Below are 26,301 nucleotides of genomic sequence, written 5' to 3'. Positions count from 1 at the left end.
CCAGATGAATTAATCTGGATTTGCTGCTTTTAATTCTTTGGTAATCTTTAAAATCTTTTCGGCAAGGTTGCTCATCCAGATTAATTGTTCAATTACTAACTGCGCTTCCTGCATTTTAGCTTGACGTGTTTCTTTGTCGAGTTCATCATCTTCGGCAAGACGCGTAAAGTTTTTGCGTTTTAATTCTTCAAACTGAAGTGTTACATCTTCTTTGTCAAAAAAAGTATCATTTATAATCGTTTCATTTTTTAAAATAGAAATGGAATGATCTAAATTTGATAAAATTGTTTTGATGATATAATTGAATGAATCTGATGCCGATGTGGTCTGATGCGACTGGATATAAGTTGATAACGAAGCCAAAGCAGACAAAATAGAATGGTTAAGCACAACTAATTTGTTTACCAACGGCAAGGTTTTTTGTTTTGATTTTGGTTCTTGCATCATACGCTGAAACGAAGTCATCAAATTTCCAATTTCTACAAAAGCATTTTTTCTGGCCAAACGGTACGACGTTGGAACTTCTCCTTTTTTATTATAATAATCGGCAATTTCTTTAAGATAGTTTCGGTTTGCCCGAATTGCGTTTTCAATGTGAATCGGCGTATTGATGAACTCCCAAGCCGGCCACAAAAACTGATTGGCGATAAAAGCTAAAATAGCTCCCGCAAGCGAATCTAAAATCCTGAACTGAATTACTTCGACCACATTTGGAGTCAAAATTCCATAGATAAAAACCACATACATCGTTACAAACGTGGCGCTTATTTTGTAATTGATCTGAGTAAAGGAAATTCCGAGAAGCATGCAAACAATCGAAAAAATACTCAGCGCAATATGATTTTGAACTACAGATACAATTCCGAAAGCAAATAATCCGCCTAAAATAGTTCCGAAGATTCTATTATAAGAACGCTCTTTCGTTAATCCATAACCCGGGCGCATGATAACGACAATGGTCAATAAAATCCAATAAACATTTTGGAACGGAAGAATTTTTCCAATCAAAAAACCAATTAAAATTGTAATGGTCAATCTCAAAGAATGTCTGAAAATAGAAGAAGAAAAACTTAAATTTTCAGTCAAAGTTCGTAACGGATAATATTGCGGTGTAAGGAATTTTTCCAATTCCTTGTCTTTGTCTTTTAGTTTGTAAGACTGCATGGCAAGCGAGAAAGCACGCTGAATAATTTTAATTTTTCCAACTTGGTTTCTTGCATATTTCAGCATGTTTGTCAGCATCAAAACACCTTCTGAAGCCTCTTCTTTGCCCAAACTTTTTTCATAATCAAAAATGGCAAATTCGAGCGCGTCCAATTCATTTTTCAAATCATTTTTATCAACATAAACCGCAATATGATGCACATTTTTAGAGAGTTTTTTTAAAGTCGAAGCCAATTTATAAGCTACGTTTTGATACGTTCGAAGCACTTCTGGATGTTTAGCAAACTTTTCATGCAATTTGCTGTGATCAAATGAAGTATATAATGCAAGTTCTTGAATTTCAACCAAAGTAATAAATACTAAAAGCATCTTACGATTTTGAGCCGTTGTGCCAGATGCGTTTTGATTGCCAATAAGCATTTTCCTTAAATCCTCATGAATAAGATTCAGCTCAACTTGAACCGCTAATTGTTTCTCAGTAATAGCATCTCTATTTGCTTCTGGGCTCCATAAATCACCTCTTAATTTGAGGTATTTAGCTGTTAGTTTTATTCCTTCGGCAATTTCAAGTTCTACATATTTATAAGGCTGTATAAAATGAAATATGAGAGATACTATTAAATATAGAATTCCTCCGATGAAAATGAATCCCGCATATTGAAAGGCTTCCCAACCTTCATGCAAATGCCCGAATGATAATGAAATTGAAAGTAAAGCCGAAAATGAAACTAATGTTGCGCGTTGTCCGTAAACGGAAATCATCGAACATAAAAACAATAAAAATCCTAAGAAAGGATAAAACAGAATCGGATACGGATAAGTAAAGTTTACCAATAAATTGACTCCCGAAACAATAAAGGAAGCTACAATAAGTCCTTTTATTTTATGGCTCAACGAACTTGGAATATCGCTGGGATAGGTATAAAAAGCTCCAAGTGCAATGGTGAATCCAATTTCAAAATGCCCTAAGAAGTTTAAAATCAGCACAGGAACTACAGAAGCAATGGTTACTTTTGAGGCGTTTAAAAAAGAAGTACTGTTCGTAAATTTCGAGATGCGATCAAACATATATAGAGGTTTACTAACAAAGGTAAGAATTGTACGAATTAATTTGGCATAATTATAGCTGAGATTTTAACATTCAGGCAAAAAATAAGATATAATATAGGGTTTAAAATTATAAGTAGACTATTTTTTACTATTTTTGCCAGCTGAATTGTGGGAAACTAAAATTCGGTTTTTGCAATAGATAATACAATAAAATAATACAAATGATTTTACCAATTGTAGGATATGGAGATCCTGTTTTAAGAAAAGTAGGTGTGGCAATTACGCCAGAATATCCAAACCTAAAAGAAACAATAGCAAACATGTATGAAACCATGTACAATGCTTACGGTGTTGGGCTTGCTGCTCCTCAGGTAGGTATGGCAATTCGTTTGTTTGTTATTGATACAACTCCTTTTAGTGAAGATGATGATTTAGAATCTGATGAAGCAAAAGAATTAAAAGGATTCAAAAAAACTTTTATCAACGCTAAAATCGTTAAGGAAGAAGGAGAAGAGTGGAGTTTTAATGAAGGCTGTTTAAGTATTCCAGATGTTCGTGAAGATGTTTACAGAAAACCAACTGTTACAATCGAATATTGTGAAGAAGATTTTGTAATGAAAACGGAAGTTTTTGATGGATTGATCGCAAGAGTTATTCAGCATGAATACGATCATATTGAAGGGATTTTGTTTACAGACAAAATATCTTCTTTGAAAAAGCGTTTGATTCAAAAGAAATTAAAAAATATTACCGAAGGCAAGACGTTTCAAGAATACAGAATGAAGTTTGCTGCCGCTAAAAAAGGAAGATAATTGTTCCTATAAGAACTAGACAAAAAATAAAATTCTTAATACTAATATTAATATAACATGAATTTAGACAAAATTTTAGCCATTTCAGGGAAACCAGGTTTATATGTACTGAAAGTGCAAACTCGTACAGGTTTTGTGGCAGAATCATTAACAGACGGAAAAAAAATCACAGTAAACTTAAAAAGCAATGTAAGTTTATTGTCGGAAATCTCAATTTATACATACGAAGGCGAAAAACCATTAACTGAAGTGATGCAAAAGATTGCGACTAAAGAAAATAAAGGTCAAGCTATTTCACACAAAGAAGATAACGCTACATTAAGTGCTTATTTCAAAGAAATTTTGCCAGAATATGATGAAGAAAGAGTTTATCCATCTGATATTAAGAAAGTATTAAACTGGTACAACACGCTTCAAGCAAAAGGTTTAGTTACTGATTTAGCTCCTGCAGCAACAGAAACAGCTGAAGAAGCTTCTGCAGTTGAAGAAAAAGCACCAGCTAAAAAAGCGCCAGCTAAAAAAGCAAAAGCAAAAAAAGAAGAATAGTCAAAGCTTCTTTCAAATATATTAATCCTGTTGAGATGTTTTCTTGACAGGATTTTTTACTTTTACAGTACTTCATTACAATTCAAAAAAAAATCAAAAATGAGCAAAGAACTTCAGATGAAAGCTTTCGAAAGATTATTAATAATCATGGATGAACTTCGCGAGCAGTGTCCGTGGGATAAAAAACAAACGCTGCAGACTTTGCGTCATTTGACAATTGAAGAAACATACGAGCTTGGTGATGCAATTTTAGATAATGATTTAAATGAAGTCAAAAAAGAACTTGGAGATTTGTTGCTTCATATTGTTTTTTATGCCAAAATTGGCTCAGAAACCAATGATTTTGATATTGCAGATGTCTGTAATGAAATCTGCGACAAGCTAATTCATCGTCATCCGCATATTTACAGCGATACTGTGGTAAAAGATGAAGAAGAAGTAAAACAGAATTGGGAAAAATTGAAACTGAAAGAAGGCAAAAAATCGGTTTTAGAAGGTGTTCCTAGAAGTCTTCCAGCGTTAGTAAAAGCAAGCCGAATTCAAGATAAAGTAAAAGGTGTTGGTTTTGATTGGGAAGAACCGCATCAGGTTTGGGATAAAGTTCAAGAAGAACTAGAAGAACTTCAGGTGGAAGTAAAAACAGGAGATCAAGATAAAATTGAAGCTGAATTTGGCGATGTTTTATTCTCGATGATCAACTACGCCCGATTTTTAAATGTAAATCCTGAAGATGCATTAGAACGCACGAATAAAAAATTCATCAAACGTTTTCAGTATTTAGAAAGCAAAGCGGGAGAATTAGGAAAACCTTTATCAGAAATGACTTTGGCAGAGATGGATGTTTTTTGGAACGAAGCTAAAAAACTCTAATTATTCGGCCATTTTTTTTAATGCTCGAACATCTTTCAGCATAATTTTTTTTCCAACAAGCTCAATTAATTCTAGTTTATTAAAATCAGACAAAAGGCGGATACAGCTTTCAGTCGCAGTTCCAATTATTCCGGCAAGTTCTTCTCTTGTAAGTTGTACTTTTAGGGTTTTATCTGGATTTTCACCAAATTCATCATGGAGTTGAAGCAAAGTTTCTGCTAAACGCTGTTTTACGGTTTTTTGAACTAATGCAATTTTATCATTTTCAGATTCTTTCAAATCTTCACAAATTGACTGCATTAAATTAAGCGAAAATTGATTGTTGTTATTGAAAAAATGAATGATTTCAGATTTCGGAATAAAGCAAACTTCCATGTCGGCGATTGCTTTTGCGGTCAAATTTGCAGGTTCATTGCTAATCATAGATCGCTGTCCTAACAACTCGCCAGATTTTACCAATTTTACAATCTGATCTTTTCCGTTGGCGCTCAATTTTGATAATTTTCCAACTCCGTCTTTAATGCAAAATACGCCATTTGTAACTTCACCTTCTTCAAAAATAGCTTCTCCTTTTTTAATTGAGTAACTCGTTTTGCTATTTGCTAATTGTATAACTTCTTCTTTATTAAGGGCTTTTAAAGAAGATAATTGGCGTACAATACATTGGTCACATTTATTCATAGCAAAATAATTTAGTGCAAAATTAACCAATATTCGTAATGCATAGCGCTGTTTTTTCTTAAAATATGCAGAAAATTTTTACGAACGTAATTTGCCTGTTTTATTTCATTAAATTAGAATTTGATTTCGTTTTCATATGATAATTGTCATATTTAAACCAAAATCTTATTTGAAATATTTGTTACATTAAAAAAGAAACAAATTATGACTGATCAGAGCTGTTTTCATTGTGGAATTGAAATTCCTAAAAATGAAGAAATCAATTTTGATGAAAAAAAGTTTTGTTGTGCCGGATGTAAAACGGTTTACGAGATTTTTAGCCTTCATGATTTGACCTGTTATTATGATTTCGAAAAATCGCCAGGCGCTACTCCGCAAGACATTCAAGGAAAATATGATTTCTTAGACAATGAAGCTATTTCATCAAAAATAATTGATTTTCAAGAAGGAAATACTGCGATTGTTTCTTTAAATATTCCCCATATACATTGCAGTTCGTGTATTTGGATTCTGGAAAACTTAAACAGAATTCAGCCGGGAATCAGCATTTCACAAGTTAATTTTCCAGAAAAAAAAGTCCGAATCACATTCAACTCAGATCTTGTTTCGCTTAAATCAATTGCTTATTTGTTAAGTTCAATTGGTTATGAACCTTATATAAGTCTTGAAAATTACGAAACGGGCAAAAGCAATGTTGATAGAAGTTTGACTTATAAACTTGGTGTTGCGTTCTTTTGTTTTGGAAACATCATGTTGCTTTCATTTCCTGAATATTTTGAAATCAAAGAGTTTTGGCTGGATAATTACAAGCCATTTTTTAGAATCTTGATTTTTTTATTGGCTTTGCCGAGTTTCCTATATTCCGCAAGCGGTTATTATGTTTCCGCTTATAAAAGTATCAAATCGAGAATGTTGAACATTGATATTCCAATTGCTTTAGGAATTATTGTAATGTTTGTCAGAAGTACTTTCGATATTGTCATGAATTATGGAGCCGGTTTTTTTGACAGTCTTACAGGTCTTGTATTTTTTATGCTTCTCGGAAAAATGTTCCAAATCAAAACCTACAGTTTTTTGAGTTTTGAAAGAGATTTCAAATCCTATTTTCCAATAGCAGTTACCCGAATTAATCAAGATACATCTGAAGAAAGCGTACCAATTTATGATGTATTAGAAGGAAACCGACTATTGATCAGAAACCAAGAATTGATTCCGGTTGATGGAATTTTGATCAGCGAAAAAGCCGAAATTGATTATAGTTTTGTTACAGGAGAAGCAGTTCCGATAACAAAAAAATCGGGCGATAAAGTTTTTGCTGGTGGAAAACAAATAGGGAAAGTAATTGAAATGGAAGTTTTGCATTCCGTTTCTCAAAGTTATCTGACGCAATTATGGAGCAATGAAATTTTTCAGAAAAAAGTAGTTCAAAAACACAAAACAATCACCGATAAAATCAGCCGTTATTTTACTCCTATATTATTATTGATTGCTTTTTCAGGATTTGGTTATTGGATATTTATTGATGCTAATACAGCGTTCAATGTTTTTACTGCTGTATTAATTGTCGCATGTCCTTGCGCTCTCGCACTTACAGCGCCTTTCACTTTTGGAAATATCCTCAGAATTATGGGTAAGCAAAAAATGTATCTTAAAAACGCTTTGGTCATTGAGCAATTGGCTAAAGTTGATACCTTAGTTTTTGATAAAACGGGGACAATCACAACAAATAAAAAATCAAATATTGTTTACGAAGGAATTCCGATTTCTGATGAAGATTCGGTTTTACTGAAAAATGTACTTCGCGCGTCAAATCATCCTTTAAGCAGAATGTTGTATGACTTTTTGCCAGAAACAAAGCGAATTAAAATTGATGAATTTGAGGAAATAACCGGAAAAGGGATTTTGGCTTTCGCCGAAAAGAAAAGAATTAAAATTGGTTCGGCTGCATATGTAGAAAGTCCAGATTTAGATACATCAGAAATCGAAAAAACGGCACTTCATGTTAGAATCAATGATGTTTATTTCGGGCGATTTAATTTCCAAAATCAGTATAGAGATGGTCTTGCAACGTTATTTTTAGATTTAAGCAAAAATTATACATTAAAGGTACTTTCAGGCGACAATGATGGCGAAAGAGAGAATCTTGAAAAAATCGTTCCAGAAGGAACTGAATTGATATTTAATCAGAAACCTGAACAAAAGCTCGAATTCATCAAAAAACTGCAGGAAAAAGGGCAGAATGTCATGATGGTTGGTGATGGATTAAATGATGCCGGAGCACTTGCTCAAAGCAATGTAGGAGTTTCTATTTCGGAAAATGTCAATGTGTTTTCGCCTGCCTGCGATGCAATTTTAGATGCCAATGAATTCTCGCGATTGAAGTACTTTTTAAAGCTTTCGCAAAAATCAATTTTGATCATTAAAATGAGTTTTGTGTTGTCTCTTCTTTATAATGTGGTGGGACTTGGGTTTGCAATAACGGGCAATCTTCTGCCATTAGTAGCTGCTATTATTATGCCTTTGAGCACAATTACAATCGTGAGTTTTGTAACTATAATGGCTAACTACTTCAGTTCTAGTAATTTAAAATGATTATAAATAATTTTTAACTAAATTTTTAGTAAATTTAGCATAAGCCATTTGACTATGATAATTATCATATTTTATGCAGTACTAAGGAGTTAATTTTGTTAACATAATTTTATGGTATGAGTGTAATTTATCTATTAATCTCAGTAAGTATTTGCGTCGCAGTAGGCTTCTTCATTGCTTTTATTATCGCTGTCAAATCTGGACAGTATGATGATGACTATACGCCCTCAGTCAGAATGCTTTTTGATGACGAGACAAAAAATATTCCCCAGAAAAATAATTCACCAACCGAAGAAAAACAAGTTTAATTATGGAAATGGAACAGTTTTATTACGACAACAAAATTGTAAAAAAATTCATTTATGCCACTATTCTTTTCGGAGTAGTAGGTATGTTAGTGGGGCTGACCTTAGCGGTCATGTACCTTTTTCCCAACATGACAGATGGGATTCCGTGGCTTAGCTACGGCCGATTAAGACCTTTGCATACCAATGCAGTGATTTTCGCCTTCGTCGGAAACGCTTTTTTTGCGGGTTTATATTACTCGCTGCAGCGTTTGCTGAAAGCCAGAATGTTCAGTGATTTTTTAAGTAATCTTCATTTTTGGGGCTGGCAGTTGATTATTGTTGCCGCCGCCATCACATTACCTTTAGGTTACACTTCATCAAAAGAATATGCTGAATTAGAATGGCCGATCGATATTGCAATAGCTCTGATTTGGGTCGTAATGGGAATCAACATGATTGGTACAATGCTTCGCAGACGTGAAAGGCATTTATACGTTGCTATTTGGTTCTACTTAGCCACATTTGTAACGGTTGCTGTTTTACACATTTTCAATAATATTGAATTGCCTGTTTCTGCATTAAAAAGTTATTCTGTTTACGCTGGTGTTCAAGATGCTCTGGTACAATGGTGGTACGGTCACAATGCGGTTGCGTTTTTCTTGACAACACCATTTTTAGGATTGATGTATTATTTTATTCCTAAAGTAGCAAACAGACCAATTTATTCTTATAGATTATCTATTATTCACTTTTGGTCCTTAATCTTTATCTATATCTGGGCAGGACCTCACCATTTATTATATTCTGCTTTGCCAAACTGGGCGCAAAATTTAGGTGTGGTATTTTCTGTAATGCTAATTGCTCCATCTTGGGGAGGTATGATCAACGGACTTTTAACATTAAGAGGTGCTTGGGATAAAGTTCGTGAAGAACCAGTTTTGAAGTTTTTTGTTGTAGCAATTACCGGATACGGAATGGCGACTTTTGAAGGCCCAATGCTTTCTTTTAAAAATGTAAATGCTATTGCACATTATACAGACTGGATTATTGCACACGTACACGTAGGAGCGTTGGCTTGGAACGGATTTATGTCATTTGGTATAATTTATTGGTTGATTCCACGAATGACAAAAAGCACTTTGTTTTCTAAAAAACTGGCTAATTTCCATTTCTGGATTGGAACTCTTGGAATTATATTGTATGCATTGCCAATGTATGTTGCAGGTTTCCAACAAGCTTCAATGTGGAAACAGTTTAATCCTGACGGAACTTTAACGTATGGAAACTTCCTTGAAACAGTTACGGCGATTATGCCTTTATACTGGATGAGAGCGATTGGAGGTACTTTATATCTGATCGGAATGATAACATTGGTTTACAATATCATCATGACCGTAAAAGCAGGAGATACAATTGAAGATGAATTGGCACAAGCTCCGGCGTTGCAAAGAATAAGCAGTAACAGATTAAGTGGAGAAAAATTCCATACTTGGTTAGAAAGAAAACCTATTCAATTGACTATTTTGGCTACGATTGCCATTTTAATTGGAGGTATTATTCAAATTGTACCAACAATTATGGTTAAATCAAATATTCCGACAATTTCAAGCGTAAAACCATATACACCATTAGAACTTGAAGGACGTGATTTATATATCAGAGAAGGATGCGTAGGTTGTCACTCTCAGTCGGTTCGACCTTTTAGAAGTGAAGTTGAAAGATATGGACCTCAATCAAAAGCAGGAGAATTTGTTTACGATCATCCATTTTTATGGGGATCAAAACGTACAGGTCCTGACTTGTTGAGAGTAGGAGGCAAGTACAATGACAATTGGCATTTTAATCACATGTGGAATCCGCAGAGTACTTCTGCAGGTTCAATCATGCCGGGCTACAAATGGCTGTTTGACAATAAACCTTTGGATATTTCATTGACACAAAAGAAAATGCAAGCGATGGTTTCACTTGGTGTGCCATATTCAGATTCTGATATTGCAAACGCTCAAAAAGCATTGAGGGATCAAGCTGTCAAAATTGAAAAAAGCTTAGAAAATGATCCTGACTTTGTAAAAAGTTATGATGACAGCAAAAAGAAAGCTGCTGCCAAAGGCGAAAAATTCGTTCCGATGAATGAAAGGGAAATTGTTGCTCTGATCGCATACATTCAAAGATTGGGGACTGATATAAAAGTAAAAGAGACCGCTAAAAAATAAGGCTATGTTTGAACAGATAAAACACAATATGGAAACGATATCGGGCGTAGAAATTTACCCGATTCTTTCTCTCTTGATCTTCTTTTTATTCTTTGTAGGATTAGGCTTTTGGGTGTTCTCTTATAAGAAAGACAAGATTAAAGAAATGAGTGAAATTCCTTTAAACGAGGACTTGGTATAATTTCAAAAGATAAATAAAATGAAAAAGTTTTTCCCAGTATATGTAAGAGTACCACTTATTTTCTTCATCGGTTTTGCTTTGATGGAGTATTTTATAGATTCAGGAAATCAGCCTGCTTTCATAAAATTCCCGATGGTTTCTGTCTTTTTGCTAGTATTTCTATTTGTTTTAATTGCAGTTGAAATTACGCTAAGCGCTGTCAATCGAGTAATGTATCAATTGATGTCGCCAGAAGAAAAAGCAAAAGTAGATTATGAAAATAGTCTTAGTTTAAGCGAAAGCACTTGGTTCAAAGAACTGATGCACAAACTGACAAAAACACCTCCAATGGAAAAAGAAGGTGATTTGTTGATGCATCACGATTATGACGGCATCAAAGAGCTTGACAATAATTTGCCGCCTTGGTGGGTATATTTATTTTATATGACTATCATTTTTGGCGCAATTTATCTTATACGTTATGAAATTCTTGGTGCAGATGATCAAGAAATGGAGCTTAAAAAGGAAATGGCTCAAGCCAAAATCGATGTCGATGAATACCTAAAAACCGCTCCCGATTTAATGGATGAAAAAACCGTTGTTTTACTTACAGATGATGCAAGTTTAGCCGCTGGTAAAGAAATTTTCTTGACAAATTGTGCGGCGTGCCACAGAGCTGATGCCGGAGGACAAATTGGTCCAAACTTGACAGATGATCGTTGGATTTTAGGTGGAGGAATCAAAAACGTTTTCCATACGATTACAAACGGTGGCCGTGACGGAAAAGGAATGGTTTCTTGGAAAACAAATGGAATGAAGCCAAAAGATATCCAAAAAGTGGCGAGTTATATTTTGTCTCTGCAAGGAAGTAATCCTAAAGATCCAAAAGAAGCCGAAGGAGAAGTTTGGGTTGATGAAAGCGCTCCTAAAAAAGATGCCGCAGCAACATCAGCAGCAGCTGCCCCAAAAGATAGTATAGAAGTTAAAAAATAAGAAAAAATCATGTCAAATTTACCAGACGAAGCTTTTAGAGATACCATTGGAACAATTGATGAAGGCGGTAACAGAAAATTTATTTTTCCTAAAAAACCGTCTGGTAAGTTCTATGATTACAGAAAGATTGTCAGCTATGTTTTGTTGGCGATTTTAGTTGCAAATCCATTTATAAAAGTCAAGGGTAACCAGTTTATGATGTTCAATGTTATGGAACGTCGTTTTAATATTTTTGGTTTTCCGTTTTGGCCTCAGGATTTTTATCTTTTTGTGATTTCAATGTTGGTTGGAGTCGTTTTTGTCATTTTATTTACGGTTGTTTTTGGAAGAATTTTTTGTGGGTGGATTTGTCCGCAGACAATTTTTTTGGAAATGGTTTTCCGCCGAATTGAATATTGGATTGACGGTGACCGAGGCGCTCAATCGCGATTGGCACGACAAGAATGGAATGCAGAGAAAATTAGAAAAAGAGTTGTAAAATGGACAATTTTCTTTATAATTTCTTTTGGTATTGCAAACATTTTCTTGGCGTATTTAGTAGGTAGCGACCAATTGTTTTTAATGATTGAGCAAGGCCCTGTAAAACAGGCCAGCAATTTTATTGCATTGCTTATTTTTACAGGTGTTTTTTACTTTGTTTTTGTTTGGTTTCGTGAACAGGTTTGTATAATTGCTTGTCCGTATGGCCGACTTCAAGGTGTTCTTCTGGACAATAAATCTATAAATGTGGCGTACGATTTTGTTCGTGGTGAAAAAGAAGAAGGACGTGCAAAATTCAATAAAAAAGAAGACCGAGCATTAACCGGAAAAGGAGATTGTATCGATTGTCTTCAATGTGTTCACGTTTGCCCAATGGGAATCGACATTCGAAACGGTACTCAGCTCGAATGTACAAACTGCACTGCGTGTATCGATGAATGTGATAGCATAATGGAAAGCGTAGGCTTGCCTAAAGGGCTTATTCGATATGCTTCCGAAGATGAAATAGCTAAAAAAGAACCTTTTAAATTCACCAATAGAATGAAAGGTTATACAGCTGTTTTATTTATTTTATTGAGTGTTTTTGTCGGAATGCTGTTTTTAAGAACTAATGTCGAAGCTATTATTCTGCGTTTGCCTGGACAATTGTTTCAGCATAAAGGAGATAAAATTAGCAATGTTTATACCTACAAAATTGTCAATAAAACGATGAATGATTACAATGATATTCATTTTGAATTGATTGATCAAAAAGGTGAAATCAAAAATGTTGGAAACAAAAATTTCAAAATCAAAAGAGAGGAAACTGCTCAAGGAACGCTTTTTATAGAAATCAATGAAGCAATCTTAGAAAGCGATAAAACAACGGTTAAAATTGGTGTTTACAACGGAAATAAATTACTTGAGACAACAAAAACCAACTTTTTAGGGCCTCGAAGTTTTAATTAAAATATACAATCATGAAAATAAATTGGGGAACCGGAATTGTCATAGCTTTTGCTCTTTTTATGACTTTTATATTATATTTTGTTTTTGAAGTACAATCGAATTCAAAATATGACAATGATTTAGTTGTGGAAGAATATTACAAACATGATTCGCATTTTCAAGAAGAAATGGCTCGTGTACAAAATGCACATGATTTGCAACAAAAGCCTTCAATAACTTTTGATAACTCTGGTGTGAAAATTGCTTTTCCTGTCACTTTTGAAAGTGATAAAATAACAGGAAACGTTTTGTTGTATCGTCCTTCAAACAAGAAATTTGACTTTAATACTAAAATTGCTTTAACAAATTCTGCTTTAGTGATTCCGAAAGACAAGCTAGTCAAAGGTCGTTGGGATGTAAATATGGAATGGCAGTACAACGGCACAAAATATTTGACTAAAGAAGTTATTTACGTTAATTGATTAACAGATGTTATATTCAGCATTTATATTAGGTCTAATCAGCAGTCTGCATTGTGTGGGAATGTGCGGGCCTATTGCTGTAATGCTGCCAGTTGATCATCAAAATGAAGCAAAAAAAGCAACTCAGATTATTACCTATCATGTTGGGCGTCTTACAGCATACGCTTCAATAGGTTTGATTTTTGGTTTGCTGGGACGAGGTTTTTTAATGGCGGGAATTCAGCAAAAAATATCCATTTTTATTGGTATTGCCATGATCGCCATTGTTTTGATTCCTGAAAAAGCATTTTCTAAATACAATTTTTCAAAACCCGTTTACAAAATAATTTCTAAAATTAAATCAAGCTTAGGAAGCCAGTTTAAGAACAAAAGTTATAAATCTCTTTTTGTAATAGGCTTATTGAATGGTTTTCTTCCATGCGGAATGGTTTATGTCGCTCTATTCGGCGCAATTGCGATGCAAAGTGCAAGCTTGGGCGTTTTATATATGCTTCTTTACGGTTTAGGAACAATTCCTTTAATGACTATTGTGGTTTATATCAAATCATTATTGAAACTGCCTTTCCGAAATAAAATTCAAAAAGCAATTCCGTATGTCGCGGTGTTTATTGGAGTTTTATTTATTTTGAGAGGTTTAGGACTTGGAATTCCTTATTTATCGCCTTCTAATATGAGTTTGTTTGTACAGCAGACTCCTAATTGTCATTAGATTGTCATTGAAAACAGATTTGTTTCTGGTGATTTTCTTTTTAAATGTAAATCAAAAGCCATACAAATATTACGAACAAAAGGTCTTCCTGCTTCTGTAATTTCGATTTTATTCTCTTCGATTATAATTAATTCGTCATTTTCTATTTCTTTTAAAGCGAATAAAACCTCTGGTAATTCTTTAAAATATAATGTTTCCTTGTTCCAAGAAGTTTCTAGTTCACATGTTAGATTTAAGATGTGTTTTCGAATAATTAAATCTTCGTCGGTTAAAATATGACCTTTAACAACTGGCAATTGATCTGATTGCAAAATTTGATAATAATCTTCCAGATTCTTGGTATTTTGCGCAAAGCTAAACCAGCTGTCACTGATTGACGAAACTCCCAAGCCAATCATAAGCTGTGTTTTTGAAGCACTGTAGCCCATAAAGTTTCTATGTAGTTTCTTATTATGAGCAGCTTGATATAAACTATCAGATGAGAGCGCAAAATGATCCATGCCAACCTCATGATAACCATTTGTTGCCAGCAATGCTTTTCCGGTTTCGTAAAGCATTCTTTTTTCGGCATCTTTTGGCAGGTTTTCTTCAATAAAACCACGCTGTCCGTTGCCTTTTATCCAAGGAACATGCGCATAACTGTAAAATGCTAATCGGTCTGGTTTTAATGAATTTGTTTTTTCTATTGTATCAACGATATTTTCGACAGTCTGAAACGGAAGCCCAAAAATAATATCGTGGCTAATTGAGGTATAACCAATTTCTTTTGCCCAAAAAGTTACTTTGGCAACGTTATGAAATGGTTGCACACGATGAATGGCTTTTTGAACTTTTTCGTCATAATCCTGAACCCCAAAACTAACTCGGCGAAAGCCTAAATCATATAACTTTTTTAGCTGTTCGTAAGTCGTATTATTTGGATGTCCTTCAAAACTAAATTCATAGTTTTTTGCTTTATCAGCTAGTTTAAAAATGCCGTTTATTAGGTTTTCTAAATTTGAAACCGAAAAGAAAGTCGGAGTTCCACCGCCTAAATGAATTTCTTTTATAAGTGGTTTTTCAGGTAAAAGTTCGCAGTAAAGACTCCATTCTTTTAAAAGTGCATTTATATAAACTTCTTCTACAGAATGATTTTTTGTGATTCGTTTGTTGCATCCACAAAAAGTGCACATGCTTTCGCAAAATGGCAGATGAATATATAAACTGATACCGTTTTTCGAGTTGCTTTCTAAAAATGATTTTTGAAAAGATTCGATCCATTTTTCTAAGTTAAAATCGGCTTCATTCCAGTACGGAACTGTCGGGTAACTTGTATATCTTGGACCAGGGACGTTATATTTTTGAGTAAGTGATATTTTCATAAATAAAACATTTTTAGAAGCATCAAAATTACTTCATCAATTGAAGATTTAAAATGATAAATATCATATTGTTGCTGTAAAACTAACACATAGAAACATAGATTTTAGAGACTTTAAAAAGGCGTTTCACATAATTAAATAAACATAGTTTGCTATGTGAAAGAAACGTGTTTGTTTTTTTATCCTCTTTTTTGCAATTAGAATTTATGTCTCCTGCTTATTGAAAATTTCATAAAGTAGTTCAAAATAAAAAAGAGACTCAAAATTGAGCCTCTTTTACTGAATTAAATAACTAACGTGAAATAGAATCTTGGATGATTTTAAGCCATTTTTTTGCAAACATATGATCTTGATAAGCGCTGATCTGCTTGATGCGGTCATCATCAAAATCATAGAATGGTATTGTGATTTTTTTTGAAGTTTCTTTTTCTTGGAATTCAAAATCTATTTTCAGAATTGCATCAGAGTTTCCGTCTGTCGTCAAAACCAATTTACAGGAAGAAACACTTTTTAAATCTACATAAGTTGATTCTTGCTGATTTGGATTGAAATTCATTAAAATAAATCTTCTGCTTTTTTGATCTATCGTAAGCGTTTTATTGCTTTGAGATTCGGTGAGATCAAAATCTTCTGGATGAGAGGCGTTGAATTTCTTTTTGATATTTAGGATCTTTGATTTATTTGCAGCGCTCGATCGTGCTGAAAAATAAATTGGAATTGCGACAATGATTGCAATCACTATCCCAATTATGGTTACACTAGTTTCCATTTTGGATATTTTAATTTGATAAATAATATGAAATACTAAACAGTTTTCGTGTAGAAAACAGTTCATTAGCGAGAAAGGAAAGATTTCTTTCTAAGTAATTTTCAGGGATTTATCTACCAAAAAAAATGGAACGCATAGAGCATAAGGGAAATTTTTTTGCCCTGCGTTGAAAATTGACGTGTGTAATTAAATAAGGAATTTGCCGCTTCATGCTGAGGAACAACAGATAGGAGCGAGTCAAACCATTTTACCGTAACAGGGTAATCTGTTTTAATGCTTGCAGCAAATTGATAGCTGGCTTGTGGCTGGATAAACGCAGAAGAATCTGGAATATCTTTGCAGAAATTCGAATCCGTTTTTTCGCTTTCAATTTTTTGCATAGGAGCGTCGCTTGCCTGAGAAGCAAAGAAGCCTATAATCAAAAGGGATATAAATAAAACGGTCTTACGAATCCAATTCATGGGGCGAATTTAGTTCATAAAACACAATAAAAGAAATTTTTAAGTGCTAATTACTTCTTAAAATGCTTTTTTGTTTTATCCTCAGCGGGAATGAGAGGCTGAGGATAAAAGTACTTTATTGCTGCATTTTAAAGTAATAGTCGGCGGAATGCTTTCCCCCGCCATAAAAGAGAAAGAAAATGCAAATCAGTAATACTGTGATTGCAAGAAACAAGCTTTCAGAATGCATTCTTCCCATGAAATTAACCAAAACTGCTCCAAAAAGAATTGGCAGCTGTGCAGCAATTGCCCATCGAGTGAGCAGACCGAAAACGATCATTATTCCTCCAATCATATGCGCGGGCGCAATATAATGCAGCAGGAACATGCCACCTCCAAATTGATCGATTGGAGAAATTAAATCATGCAGATATTGAACATTTGTTACAAATGAAACTCCTTTCATAAATAAAAAAACACCCAATACAATACGTACTAAATCTACTGGTAAATAAGTGTGCGCATTCGCCCATTTATTCAAGCTTTTTACATTTTCCATGACATAGCGTGATTAAAATTGTTTATTAAAATTACAAAATTTTAATCACATACGTAATAATAAGTGCTTGAAAATGAGTTTTTTGGTGTTAAATTAACTTATTCTGAGAATTTCGGAATGATTTAAACCTGAATTACGCCCAAATTGAATGGTTTTTGAATAGGAGCGTGGTTGGCTGCTTCAATTCCCATTGAAATCCATGTGCGTGTATCTAGTGGATCAATAATAGCATCTGTCCAAAGTCTTGATGCAGCATAATACGGCGATGTCTGTTCGTCGTAGCGTGCTTTAATTTTGTTGAATAATTCGGTTTCTTTTGCTTCATCAACAAGCTCTCCTTTTGCCTTAAGCGAAGAAGCTTCAATTTGCGCCAAAACTTTTGCTGCTTGTGTTCCGCCCATAACGGCAAGTTCTGCGCTGGGCCAAGCAAAAATTAATCTAGGATCATAAGCTTTTCCGCACATTGCATAATTTCCTGCACCATATGAATTTCCAACGATTACAGTGAATTTTGGAACAACAGAATTACTTACCGCATTTACCATTTTAGCTCCATCTTTAATAATACCGCCATGTTCTGATTTTGATCCAACCATAAAACCGGTAACATCCTGTAAAAAGACAAGCGGAATTTTCTTTTGATTGCAGTTTGCTATAAAACGTGTTGCTTTGTCAGCACTATCAGAATAAATGACGCCGCCAAATTGCATTTCGCCTTTTTTTGTTTTCACCACTTTTCTTTGGTTAGCAATAATTCCAACCGCCCAGCCGTCGATTCTAGCATATCCAGTAATCAGAGATTGGCCGTAACCTTCTTTATAAGCTTCAAATTCTGAATTATCAACCAATCGATTTATGATCTCCATCATATCGTATTGCTCATTTCGTGCTTTTGGCAAAATTCCGTAGATATCTTTTGGTTCTAAAGCAGGTTTTTCAGCTTTGATTCGGCTATAGCCAGCTTTATCAAAATCACCAATTTTATCTACGATATTTTTGATTTTGTCTAAAGCATCCTTGTCATCTTTTGCTTTATAGTCAGTAACGCCAGAGATTTCGCAGTGCGTTGTCGCGCCGCCTAAAGTTTCATTACCGATTGTTTCACCAATTGCGGCTTTAACCAAATAACTTCCGGCTAGGAAAATACTTCCCGTTTTATCTACAATCAATGCTTCGTCGCTCATAATTGGCAAATAAGCTCCTCCGGCAACGCAGCTTCCCATAACAGCTGCAATTTGGGTAATTCCCATGCTGCTCATTTGGGCATTATTTCTAAAGATGCGTCCGAAATGTTCTTTATCTGGAAAAATTTCATCTTGCATTGGCAGATAAACTCCAGCGCTGTCTACTAAATAAATAATCGGAAGTCGGTTTTCCATAGCAATTTCCTGCGCACGTAAGTTTTTCTTTCCAGTAATTGGAAACCAAGCACCAGCTTTAACAGTAGCATCATTTGCAACAACAATGCATTGTTTTCCTTTGATGTAGCCAATTTTTACCACAACACCTCCAGATGGACATCCGCCATGTTCTGCATACATTCCATCACCTGCAAAACCACCAATTTCAATACTTTTTGAATTTTCATCCAATAAATAAGCGATTCTTTCACGAGCGGTCATTTTTCCTTCAGCATGCAGTTTTTCGATGCGTTTTTCGCCTCCGCCTAATTTCACTTTGGCAAATTTTTGCTTTAATTCTGAAAGGAGTAATTTATTGTGATCTTCGTTTTTATTGAAGTTTAAATCCATGATATAATATTGATTTTACAAAATAGTGTTGGCTAATTTACAAAATCAATTGAAATAAATGGAATGTTTTGAAAATGTCTCATTTTAAATTTTGATAACAATAAGGCATAAAAAAAGCAGAAGTTCTACTTCTGCTTTTTATGTTAAATAGCTGTATGCTTAATTCGAACAAATTGTAACATAGATTTTACCTCATTAGAAAAAGCGTTTCATTCTATGTGTTAGAAACTAGTTTCTTTTTAACCTCTTTTCGATCTATAAAGCCTATGTTTCTATGTGTTTTAAAAAAAAACAGAAGTTTTGTGCTTCTGTTTTTGAATAATTAATTTAAAACCTGATTATTTTTTAGGCCCGCAAACCATTTGTTTTAGCATTGCCCATTGTTTTAAAGCATCTCGAGCTTCAACCGCCGGATAACCCAACATGGTTTTTCCTGCTGGAACATCACCAGTAACGCCAGATCCCGCACCAATAACAGCTCCATCACCAATATTAGTGTGATCTTTTATAGATGCGCTTCCGCCAATGATAACACCGTTTCCTAAAGTTACAGAACCGGCCAAACCACTGTTTCCAGCCATAATACAGAATTTCCCTAATTTGCTGTTATGTCCAATTTGAACCAAATTATCAATTTTGCAGCCATCGCCCAAAATAGTAGAACTGAATTTTCCGCGGTCAACGCAAGTATTTGCACCAATTTCAACACCGTTTCCAATAATGACATTCCCAATTTGCGGAATTTTTACAAGTCCGTTTTCTTTGCACGGACGAAATCCAAAACCATCAGCGCCAATAGTCGCATTTGGATGAATAATACAGTCATTTCCAATATGGCAACGCTCACGCACAACCGCCCCCGACCAAATAATAGTATTTTTTCCAATCGTACATTCGTCTAAAATGGTCACATTTGGATATAATGTTACATTAGAGCCAATTTCTACGTTTGGACCAACATAACAGCCCGCACCAATTTTAGCACCTTCGGCAATAATTGCGGTTTCATCAATAGTAGCCGTTTTGTGAATATTATTTCGAAAAACAGGAGTAGGAAGAGCAAAAAGGTTGAGTATTTGAGACATAGCTAAATCGGCATTTTTTACTTTAATAAATGCGCGGTTTTCGCCAGGTTCTATCGAAATATCTTCGTTAACAACTGCGATAGAAGCATTTGAAGCAGACCAGTATTTTTCGTATTTTTTATTTCCTATAAATGAAATTTGCGAAGTTGTTGCCTTTTCCAGTTGCTCGGTTGCAGTAATGCTTTGAGAAGTTGAGCCGTATATCACGCCATTAATTACTTCGTTAATCTCTTGAATTGAATAGGATTTCATTTACTGTGTGCTAGAATTTGAGGTTAATTTTCGCCAAATAAAATGAATTACAATTTAATTACCTAATGTTTTTAAAGAGTTTGTTGAAAGATGTTTAAAATTATAGTTTAATTATTAAAAGATTAACATTTTAAATATTAAAATATTGTTGGTTTTGTAATTTTTAAGGCAAGTGTTTATTGGGGTAGACAGTTTATAAAGAGGTATTTAGCTTTTTATAAACCATTAAAAACATGCTTTTTTTATTGATAAGCGGTAACTTACATTTTTTTTGTTAATTGCTTATAAATCAAAAAAAAACGATTCCCTTTTTAAGAGGAATCGTTTTGTATTTAGTCTTTGATCTTAGAGAGTGAAACGGCATTTATGCAATAACGAAGACCGCTTGGTGGCGGACCATCGGGAAAAACATGCCCCAAATGCGCATCGCAGACATTGCACACCACTTCAACCCGGATCATGCCGTATGATTTATCAGCATGATAGGCAATTGCATTTTCTTTTATCGGCTGTGTAAAAGAAGGCCAGCCAGTTCCTGATTCAAATTTTTCACTTGCATCAAATAAAACGGTTCCGCAGCATTTACATTCGTAAATTCCGGGATCAAATAAACTGCATAACTCAGAGCTGAAAGATCTTTCAGTTCCTTTTAAACGTGTTACTTGAAATTCTTCAGAAGTTAGAAGTTGTTTCCATTCTTCTTCCGTTTTCTCAACTCTTTTCTCCGGAGCTGGATTTCCTTTATTTGTAAAATGAATTACATCGGCCCATTTTATCATAACTTTTTTAGTTTTAAAGTTTCAGGTTTCAGGTTTACTGTGACTGAATACTATAAATCTGAACACTGTTTACTCTTCCTCTTTCTGTCCCATCATCATTAGATAGGCTTTTAGAAAAGCATCGATATTTCCGTTCATTACACCATCAACATCGCTAGTTTCGTAACCTGTACGAACGTCTTTTACTAATTTATAAGGTTGCATTACGTAATTACGAATTTGCGAACCCCATTCAATTTTCATTTTTCCGGCTTCAATATCAGCGCGTTGTGCTTGCTGTTTTTTTAACTCGATTTCGTACAATTGAGAACGAAGCATTTGCATGGCACGTTGTCTGTTGTCTTGCTGAGATCGTGTTTCAGAACATTGAATTTGGATTCCAGTTGGTTTGTGAACCAATTGGACTTTCGTTTCCACTTTATTTACATTCTGTCCTCCAGCTCCACTTGAACGTGAAGTTGTAATTTCGATATCAGCAGGATTAATGTCGATTTCGATACTATCATCAACAAGCGGATAAACATATACAGAGACAAACGATGTATGACGCTTAGCATTACTGTCAAAAGGAGAAATTCTCACTAAACGGTGAACACCATTTTCGCCTTTTAAATAACCAAAAGAATAATCACCTTCAAATTCTAAAGTTACCGTTTTAATTCCGGCAACATCACCTTCTTGAAAGTTAAGTTCTTTTATTTTGTAGCCGTAGCTTTCGCCCCACATCATGTACATACGCATCAACATTCCGGCCCAGTCACAGCTTTCCGTTCCTCCGGCTCCGGCTGTAATTTGAACAACGGCGCTAAGACTGTCACCTTCATCAGAAAGCATGTTTTTGAATTCGATGTTTTCAATATGCGATTGTGCATTATTGTATTGCTCGTCTAATTCTTCTACAGAAAGTTCGCCTTCTTTATAAAAATCATAAGCAAGCTGAAGCTCATCAGTAAGTTCGACAGCTTTATCATAATCTTCAATCCATTTCTTCTTGTTTCGAAGATTTTTTACAATGTTTTCTGCTTCTTTCGGATTGTTCCAAAAATCTGGCGCAAAAGTTTTTTCTTCTTCGTTTGCAATTTCGATTAGCTTGGCATCAACGTCAAAGATACCTCCTCAACGCACCAAGGCGCTCCACAATACCTTTTACTTGTTCGGCTGTTGTCATAAATTATTAAATAGTTTTAGATGTTTTTTGTAGAAACTGCCTTGATTTGATTTTACAGTTTCGTAGTACAAAAATAAGATTTAGTTTTTAGAAAGCAGTAATAAATTTAGAATACGCACATTAGTTTGTAAGTGGTTAAAAATTAATGATTTTGACCAATTTTGAAGAGTTGGTTTTTTGTCAAATAAAATAGTTTCTAAAACTGCTCTTCAATTTTTGAATTATTAATGTTAGTTTTATATGTTTTTTATAAATATTACGTTAATTTGGTTGTATAGTAATCGAAAGTTAAAATTTATGAAAACTTGCGATTAATAAATAACAGTAATACGTAATTTTGCTGTCCAAAAAAAGATATTAGTTTTATATGGAAATAAATTTAGTTAGCGATACCATTACAAAACCTACATACGAAATGCTGCAATATATGTTCAATGCACAAGTTGGCGATGACGTATATAAGCAGGATCCTACGGTTATCGAATTAGAAACAAGAGTAGCCGAATTTTTTGGTATGGAAGCTGGACTATTTTTTCCATCAGGGACTATGGCAAATCAAACCGCTATTAAACTTCACACACAGCCTGGCGAGCAGTTAATTGCCGATAAATTTGCGCACGTTTATAATTTTGAAGGGGGAGGAGTTTCCTTTAACAGTGGCGTTTCTTGCTGTTTGTTAGATGGCGACCGTGGCATGATCAACGCAGCTCAAGTTGCAGCAGCAATCAATGATCCTGAATTTTATCACAGTCCGTTGACTAGTTTGGTTTGTGTCGAAAACACAACCAATAAAGGAGGAGGAGCGTGTTATGAATTGGAAGATTTAAGAGAGATTAAAAAAGTATGCGATGCCAATAATTTGAAATTCCATTTAGATGGAGCCAGAATTTGGAATGCATTGGTAGCCAAAAGACAAAATCCGAAAGAATTTGGAGCTATTTTCGATACAATATCCGTTTGTTTGTCAAAAGGATTAGGCGCGCCAATTGGTTCTGTTTTGCTTGGAACCAAAGCTGATATTCACAGAGCGTTGAGAATCAGAAAGATATTAGGCGGGGGAATGCGCCAAGTTGGTTATTTGGCTGCAGCCGGATTATATGCTTTGGCAAATAATATTGAAAGACTAGCAGAAGATCACAGAAGAGCAAAAGAAATTGGCGCTATTTTAAGCACAAAATCTTGGGTTTCAAGTGTTGAGCCTGTTGAAACTAATATTTTGATTTTCTCTTTAGCAGAGGGTTATAGCGATACGCTTTTAATCGAAAAATTGAAACAGAAAAACATATTAATAAGCTCCCTAGGGCGCAATAAACTCAGAATCGTAACGCATTTAGATTACAAAGAAGTTATGCACACGTATGTGATGGAGACTTTTTCGAAGATCTAGAAAAAAGGTTCAAAGTTGCAAAGGTTCAGAGGGGCAAAGGTTTGAAGCTTCGAAGGTTCAAAGTTGCAGAGGCTCAGAGGAGCAAAGGTTTAAAGCTGCAAAGTTTCAAAGTTGCAGGGGTTCAGAGGGACAAAGGTTTAAAATAAAAAAAGACGCATTTTAATGCGTCTTTTTTATTGGTTACAATGTAGAAAACCTCTGAGCCTTTGGACCTTTGCAACTTTGAACCTTATTTAAAAAGATTATCCATCCCAGGAATCATCGGCATATCCATTTTTGCTACAGCGTCAAGTTCTCTTTCGTTGATGCTAGTTGCTTTTTCAATTGCTTTATTTAAAGTTACGATCAAGTAGTCCTCTAATTGTTCTTTATCTTCTAAAAGAGAGTTATCAACAGAAATAGTTTTTATTTTTCTGCTTGCTGTAATTGTAATTTTCAATAATCCGTCAGCGCTTTGTTCGTCAATTAAAACAGTATCTAAGCGTTTCTTTGTATCTTCAATTTTTTGCTGGGTTTCTTTAAGTTTGCCCATCATTCCCATTAAATCCATTTTTCTCGATTTTTTAAATTATTTACGACAAAATTAGTATATTGCTATGGTAAATCAATAGAATATTTTATGAAAAAATTAATTCTGGTTCTGTTTTGATTGTACTACTTTTGCTCCTTCGTATTTAAAAAATAAATGCTCAATAAATGCAAAATCATATAATGGCTCCCGCAGCCAAAGAAATTCCGAAGAAACTAAAAAAACATAAAGAGACTAGAATTGACAACTATTTTTGGCTAAACGACCGCGAAAATCCTGAAGTTATCGATTATCTCAATAAAGAAAACGATTACTATCAAAGTATGACTGCTCATACTAAAGATTTGCAAGAATCTTTGTATGAAGAAATGAAAAGCCGAATTAAAGAAGACGATTCATCAGTTCCTTATTTCTACAACGGTTATTTTTATATCACCCGTTTTGAAACTGGTCAAGATTACCCAATTTTTGCCCGAAAAAAAGGAAGCCTTTCTGCAGAGGAAGAAATTTTGTTCAACTGCAACGAATTGGCAAAAGGACATGCTTATTTCAAATTAGGCGGATTGAGTATTAGTCCAGATAATAAATTTGCCAGTTTTGGAGTCGATATCGTTGGAAGAAGAATTTACACGGTTCAAGTTAAAAATTTAGAAACGGGAGAAATTTTATCAGACAAAATTGAAAATGCGACAGGAAGCTCGGTTTGGGCAAATGACAACAAGACTTTGTTTTATACCAGACAAGATGAAGTTACTTTAAGAGCCGACAAGATTTTCAGACACAAATTAAATACAAATTCAAAAGATGATGTTTTAGTTTATGATGAAATAGATGATACTTTTAATGTTTCTGTACACAAAGAAAAGTCTAAAAAATACATTGTAATCAGTTCCGGAAGTACTTTGACGACGGAATACAGAATATTGAATTCTGATAATCCAGATGGCGAATTTGAGGTTTTTCAAACTCGTGTACGCGGATTAGAGTACAGTATTTCACATTATGAAGATTCGTTTTATATCTTGACAAATAAAGATAAGGCAACGAATTTTAAGTTGATGAAAACGCCTGAAAACAAAACAAAGAAAAGAAACTGGGTAGATGTTATTCCGCACAGAGAAGATGTTTTGTTGGAAGATATTGAAATCTTTAAGAATTATTTGGTTGTTGAAGAGCGCTCAAACGGATTAAATCATATTCGAATCATGCCTTGGAATGGCGAACCCGATTATTATCTGCCATTTGGAAGCGAAACTTACAATGCTTACACAACAACAAATATTGATTTTGATACCGATATTTTGCGTTACAGCTACCAGTCGCTTGCAACGCCATCTTCAGTAATTGATTTTAATATGAAAACCCAAACCAAAGAAATCTTGAAAGAGCAACAGGTTTTGGGAGGAAAATTTGATAAAGAAAATTACATCGAAGAGCGTGTTTGGGTAACGGCAAGAGACGGAGTAAAAGTTCCAATTTCGATGATTTATAGAAAAGGATTGGAGAAAAATGGCAAAAATCCGCTTTTATTGTATTCTTATGGATCATATGGAATTACAATGGATACTTATTTTTCATCAACACGACTTTCGCTCTTAGACCGCGGATTTATTTACGCGATCGCGCATATACGTGGAGGAGAAGACTTGGGAAGACAATGGTATGAAGATGGAAAACTGTTAAAAAAGAAAAATACCTTTACAGATTTCATCGATTGCTCTAAATTTGTAATAAACGAGAAATATACTTCTGCAAAACATTTATATGCAGAAGGAGGATCAGCAGGAGGACTTTTGATGGGAGTTATTGCAAACGAAGCTCCCGAATTATACAACGGAGTAATTGCTCAAGTTCCTTTTGTTGATGTAATAACAACAATGTTAGATGATACAATTCCGTTAACAACCGGAGAATATGATGAATGGGGAAACCCAAACAATAAAAAATATTATGATTATATGTTGTCATACTCGCCGTATGATAATGTAAGAGCGCAAGATTATCCAAACATGTATGTATCTACAGGATTGCACGATTCGCAGGTACAATATTGGGAGCCTGCCAAGTGGGTAGCCAAATTAAGAAATATGAAGACAAACGATAAATTTTTGTTTTTAGATACTAATATGGATGCCGGTCATGGCGGTGCTTCAGGACGTTTTGAGGCTTTGAAGGACTTAGCAAAAGAATTTAGTTTTTTATTAGATTTAGAGAAAATTAAAAGCTAATTAGAAAATTTTTGTTAAATTTGCAAC

23 protein-coding genes and 1 pseudogene are annotated in these 26,301 nt (G+C 34.4%); 13 read left to right on the top strand and 11 right to left on the bottom strand.

Annotated features, from left to right (window positions below; translation table 11 throughout):
* Window positions 1–9: 9 nt before the first annotated feature.
* Window positions 10–2,232 (bottom strand): FUSC family protein, encoded by a 2,223-nt coding sequence (locus FND99_RS06585; protein ID WP_144337177.1) that lies wholly within the window; start codon window positions 2,230–2,232, stop codon window positions 10–12.
* 203 nt (window positions 2,233–2,435) lie between these two features.
* Here FND99_RS06585 and def point away from each other — a divergent pair, with 203 nt between their 5' ends.
* The 3 genes from def (at window position 2,436) to mazG (ending at window position 4,442) form a co-directional block, all read left to right on the top strand.
* The gene (gene def / locus FND99_RS06580; protein ID WP_144337176.1) at window positions 2,436–3,026 is read left to right on the top strand and encodes a peptide deformylase; all 591 of its coding nucleotides are present in this window, start codon (window positions 2,436–2,438) and stop codon (window positions 3,024–3,026) included.
* A 57-nt stretch (window positions 3,027–3,083) separates the two neighbouring features.
* A complete protein-coding gene (locus tag FND99_RS06575; RefSeq protein ID WP_144337175.1) occupies window positions 3,084–3,572 on the top strand; it encodes a DUF5606 family protein in 489 nt (162 codons plus the stop codon).
* Between the two features lie 99 nt (window positions 3,573–3,671).
* Window positions 3,672–4,442, top strand: coding sequence for a nucleoside triphosphate pyrophosphohydrolase (mazG, locus tag FND99_RS06570; RefSeq protein ID WP_144337174.1), 771 nt, complete (start codon window positions 3,672–3,674; stop codon window positions 4,440–4,442).
* Here the strand turns inward: mazG and FND99_RS06565 are convergent, their stop codons facing one another.
* Complete coding sequence (locus tag FND99_RS06565; RefSeq protein WP_144337173.1) at window positions 4,443–5,123, bottom strand: Crp/Fnr family transcriptional regulator; 681 nt, start codon at window positions 5,121–5,123, stop codon at window positions 4,443–4,445.
* Window positions 5,124–5,327: 204 nt separating this feature from the next.
* Between FND99_RS06565 and FND99_RS06560 the strand changes: the two genes are divergently transcribed.
* From FND99_RS06560 to FND99_RS06525, 8 genes and pseudogenes are all read left to right on the top strand, one after another.
* On the top strand, window positions 5,328–7,715 hold the full coding sequence (locus tag FND99_RS06560) for a heavy metal translocating P-type ATPase (protein ID WP_144337172.1): 2,388 nt from the start codon (window positions 5,328–5,330) through the stop codon (window positions 7,713–7,715).
* Window positions 7,716–7,831: 116 nt separating this feature from the next.
* Window positions 7,832–8,023, top strand: coding sequence for a cbb3-type cytochrome oxidase assembly protein CcoS (ccoS, locus tag FND99_RS06555; RefSeq protein ID WP_133524865.1), 192 nt, complete (start codon window positions 7,832–7,834; stop codon window positions 8,021–8,023).
* Between the two features lie 2 nt (window positions 8,024–8,025).
* Window positions 8,026–10,215 carry a cytochrome-c oxidase, cbb3-type subunit I gene (ccoN, locus tag FND99_RS06550; RefSeq protein WP_144337171.1) on the top strand — a complete coding sequence of 730 codons (2,190 nt, stop codon included), beginning with the start codon at window positions 8,026–8,028 and terminating at the stop codon, window positions 10,213–10,215.
* A 4-nt stretch (window positions 10,216–10,219) separates the two neighbouring features.
* Window positions 10,220–10,413: pseudogene (locus tag FND99_RS06545) on the top strand (CcoQ/FixQ family Cbb3-type cytochrome c oxidase assembly chaperone).
* A gap of 1 nt (window position 10,414) precedes the next feature.
* Entirely contained in the window at window positions 10,415–11,368 is a 954-nt protein-coding gene (locus FND99_RS06540) for a cbb3-type cytochrome c oxidase N-terminal domain-containing protein (RefSeq protein ID WP_144337169.1), read from the top strand.
* Window positions 11,369–11,377: 9 nt separating this feature from the next.
* A complete protein-coding gene (gene ccoG, locus FND99_RS06535; protein WP_144337168.1) occupies window positions 11,378–12,796 on the top strand; it encodes a cytochrome c oxidase accessory protein CcoG in 1,419 nt (472 codons plus the stop codon).
* Window positions 12,797–12,807: 11 nt separating this feature from the next.
* Complete coding sequence (locus FND99_RS06530; RefSeq protein ID WP_144337167.1) at window positions 12,808–13,257, top strand: FixH family protein; 450 nt, start codon at window positions 12,808–12,810, stop codon at window positions 13,255–13,257.
* Window positions 13,258–13,264: 7 nt separating this feature from the next.
* Window positions 13,265–13,966 carry a sulfite exporter TauE/SafE family protein gene (locus tag FND99_RS06525; RefSeq protein ID WP_144337166.1) on the top strand — a complete coding sequence of 234 codons (702 nt, stop codon included), beginning with the start codon at window positions 13,265–13,267 and terminating at the stop codon, window positions 13,964–13,966.
* Here the strand turns inward: FND99_RS06525 and hemN are convergent.
* The 8 genes from hemN to prfB form a co-directional block, all read right to left on the bottom strand.
* Window positions 13,963–15,327, bottom strand: coding sequence for an oxygen-independent coproporphyrinogen III oxidase (gene hemN / locus FND99_RS06520; protein ID WP_144337165.1), 1,365 nt, complete (start codon window positions 15,325–15,327; stop codon window positions 13,963–13,965). The genes FND99_RS06525 and hemN overlap by 4 nt on opposite strands.
* 292 nt (window positions 15,328–15,619) lie before the next feature.
* Window positions 15,620–16,096 carry a hypothetical protein gene (locus tag FND99_RS06515; RefSeq protein WP_144337164.1) on the bottom strand — a complete coding sequence of 159 codons (477 nt, stop codon included), beginning with the start codon at window positions 16,094–16,096 and terminating at the stop codon, window positions 15,620–15,622.
* Between the two features lie 113 nt (window positions 16,097–16,209).
* A complete protein-coding gene (locus tag FND99_RS06510) occupies window positions 16,210–16,557 on the bottom strand; it encodes a hypothetical protein (RefSeq protein ID WP_144337163.1) in 348 nt (115 codons plus the stop codon).
* 115 nt (window positions 16,558–16,672) lie between these two features.
* The gene (locus FND99_RS06505; RefSeq protein WP_144337162.1) at window positions 16,673–17,095 is read right to left on the bottom strand and encodes a DoxX family protein; all 423 of its coding nucleotides are present in this window, start codon (window positions 17,093–17,095) and stop codon (window positions 16,673–16,675) included.
* Between the two features lie 122 nt (window positions 17,096–17,217).
* A complete protein-coding gene (locus FND99_RS06500) occupies window positions 17,218–18,846 on the bottom strand; it encodes an acyl-CoA carboxylase subunit beta (RefSeq protein WP_144337161.1) in 1,629 nt (542 codons plus the stop codon).
* A gap of 338 nt (window positions 18,847–19,184) precedes the next feature.
* The gene (gene lpxD, locus FND99_RS06495; RefSeq protein WP_144337160.1) at window positions 19,185–20,183 is read right to left on the bottom strand and encodes a UDP-3-O-(3-hydroxymyristoyl)glucosamine N-acyltransferase; all 999 of its coding nucleotides are present in this window, start codon (window positions 20,181–20,183) and stop codon (window positions 19,185–19,187) included.
* 332 nt (window positions 20,184–20,515) lie between these two features.
* Window positions 20,516–20,962, bottom strand: coding sequence for a peptide-methionine (R)-S-oxide reductase MsrB (gene msrB, locus FND99_RS06490; protein ID WP_144337159.1), 447 nt, complete (start codon window positions 20,960–20,962; stop codon window positions 20,516–20,518).
* 69 nt (window positions 20,963–21,031) lie between these two features.
* A protein-coding gene (gene prfB, locus FND99_RS06485; RefSeq protein WP_144337158.1) for a peptide chain release factor 2 occupies window positions 21,032–22,130 on the bottom strand; the annotation gives its coding sequence in 2 pieces (ribosomal slippage) (window positions 21,032–22,066 and window positions 22,068–22,130; 1,098 coding nt in all).
* Window positions 22,131–22,497: 367 nt separating this feature from the next.
* On the opposite strand from prfB, the gene FND99_RS06480 reads away from it, so the two are divergent.
* A complete protein-coding gene (locus FND99_RS06480) occupies window positions 22,498–23,517 on the top strand; it encodes a threonine aldolase family protein (protein WP_144337157.1) in 1,020 nt (339 codons plus the stop codon).
* A 229-nt stretch (window positions 23,518–23,746) separates the two neighbouring features.
* Here FND99_RS06480 and FND99_RS06475 read toward each other — a convergent pair whose 3' ends face one another.
* Window positions 23,747–24,067 carry a YbaB/EbfC family nucleoid-associated protein gene (locus tag FND99_RS06475; protein ID WP_144337156.1) on the bottom strand — a complete coding sequence of 107 codons (321 nt, stop codon included), beginning with the start codon at window positions 24,065–24,067 and terminating at the stop codon, window positions 23,747–23,749.
* A gap of 146 nt (window positions 24,068–24,213) precedes the next feature.
* On the opposite strand from FND99_RS06475, the gene FND99_RS06470 reads away from it, so the two are divergent.
* On the top strand, window positions 24,214–26,274 hold the full coding sequence (locus FND99_RS06470) for a S9 family peptidase (protein ID WP_144337155.1): 2,061 nt from the start codon (window positions 24,214–24,216) through the stop codon (window positions 26,272–26,274).
* Window positions 26,275–26,301 lie beyond the last annotated feature (27 nt).

This window comes from Flavobacterium daemonense, from assembly GCF_007341385.1.
Classification (GTDB): Bacteria; Bacteroidota; Bacteroidia; order Flavobacteriales; family Flavobacteriaceae; genus Flavobacterium; species Flavobacterium daemonense.
The sequence above is the reverse complement of the archived record's forward strand: the minus strand, read 5'-3'. Positions and strand labels throughout refer to the sequence as shown.

Coding starts and splice junctions, on each gene's coding strand:
- FND99_RS06565 (WP_144337173.1), bottom strand. CDS start 5,123: ATGAATAAATGTGACCAATGTATTGTACGCCAATTATCTTCTTTAAAA.
- FND99_RS06475 (WP_144337156.1), bottom strand. CDS start 24,067: ATGGATTTAATGGGAATGATGGGCAAACTTAAAGAAACCCAGCAAAAA.
- hemN (WP_144337165.1), bottom strand. CDS start 15,327: ATGAAAATATCACTTACTCAAAAATATAACGTCCCTGGTCCAAGATAT.
- FND99_RS06530 (WP_144337167.1), top strand. CDS start 12,808: ATGAAAATAAATTGGGGAACCGGAATTGTCATAGCTTTTGCTCTTTTT.
- ccoN (WP_144337171.1), top strand. CDS start 8,026: ATGGAAATGGAACAGTTTTATTACGACAACAAAATTGTAAAAAAATTC.
- FND99_RS06560 (WP_144337172.1), top strand. CDS start 5,328: ATGACTGATCAGAGCTGTTTTCATTGTGGAATTGAAATTCCTAAAAAT.
- ccoS (WP_133524865.1), top strand. CDS start 7,832: ATGAGTGTAATTTATCTATTAATCTCAGTAAGTATTTGCGTCGCAGTA.
- mazG (WP_144337174.1), top strand. CDS start 3,672: ATGAGCAAAGAACTTCAGATGAAAGCTTTCGAAAGATTATTAATAATC.
- lpxD (WP_144337160.1), bottom strand. CDS start 20,183: ATGAAATCCTATTCAATTCAAGAGATTAACGAAGTAATTAATGGCGTG.
- FND99_RS06540 (WP_144337169.1), top strand. CDS start 10,415: ATGAAAAAGTTTTTCCCAGTATATGTAAGAGTACCACTTATTTTCTTC.
- FND99_RS06480 (WP_144337157.1), top strand. CDS start 22,498: ATGGAAATAAATTTAGTTAGCGATACCATTACAAAACCTACATACGAA.
- FND99_RS06510 (WP_144337163.1), bottom strand. CDS start 16,557: ATGAATTGGATTCGTAAGACCGTTTTATTTATATCCCTTTTGATTATA.
- FND99_RS06575 (WP_144337175.1), top strand. CDS start 3,084: ATGAATTTAGACAAAATTTTAGCCATTTCAGGGAAACCAGGTTTATAT.
- FND99_RS06470 (WP_144337155.1), top strand. CDS start 24,214: ATGCAAAATCATATAATGGCTCCCGCAGCCAAAGAAATTCCGAAGAAA.
- msrB (WP_144337159.1), bottom strand. CDS start 20,962: ATGATAAAATGGGCCGATGTAATTCATTTTACAAATAAAGGAAATCCA.
- FND99_RS06505 (WP_144337162.1), bottom strand. CDS start 17,095: ATGGAAAATGTAAAAAGCTTGAATAAATGGGCGAATGCGCACACTTAT.
- FND99_RS06525 (WP_144337166.1), top strand. CDS start 13,265: ATGTTATATTCAGCATTTATATTAGGTCTAATCAGCAGTCTGCATTGT.
- FND99_RS06515 (WP_144337164.1), bottom strand. CDS start 16,096: ATGGAAACTAGTGTAACCATAATTGGGATAGTGATTGCAATCATTGTC.
- FND99_RS06585 (WP_144337177.1), bottom strand. CDS start 2,232: ATGTTTGATCGCATCTCGAAATTTACGAACAGTACTTCTTTTTTAAAC.
- FND99_RS06500 (WP_144337161.1), bottom strand. CDS start 18,846: ATGGATTTAAACTTCAATAAAAACGAAGATCACAATAAATTACTCCTT.
- def (WP_144337176.1), top strand. CDS start 2,436: ATGATTTTACCAATTGTAGGATATGGAGATCCTGTTTTAAGAAAAGTA.
- ccoG (WP_144337168.1), top strand. CDS start 11,378: ATGTCAAATTTACCAGACGAAGCTTTTAGAGATACCATTGGAACAATT.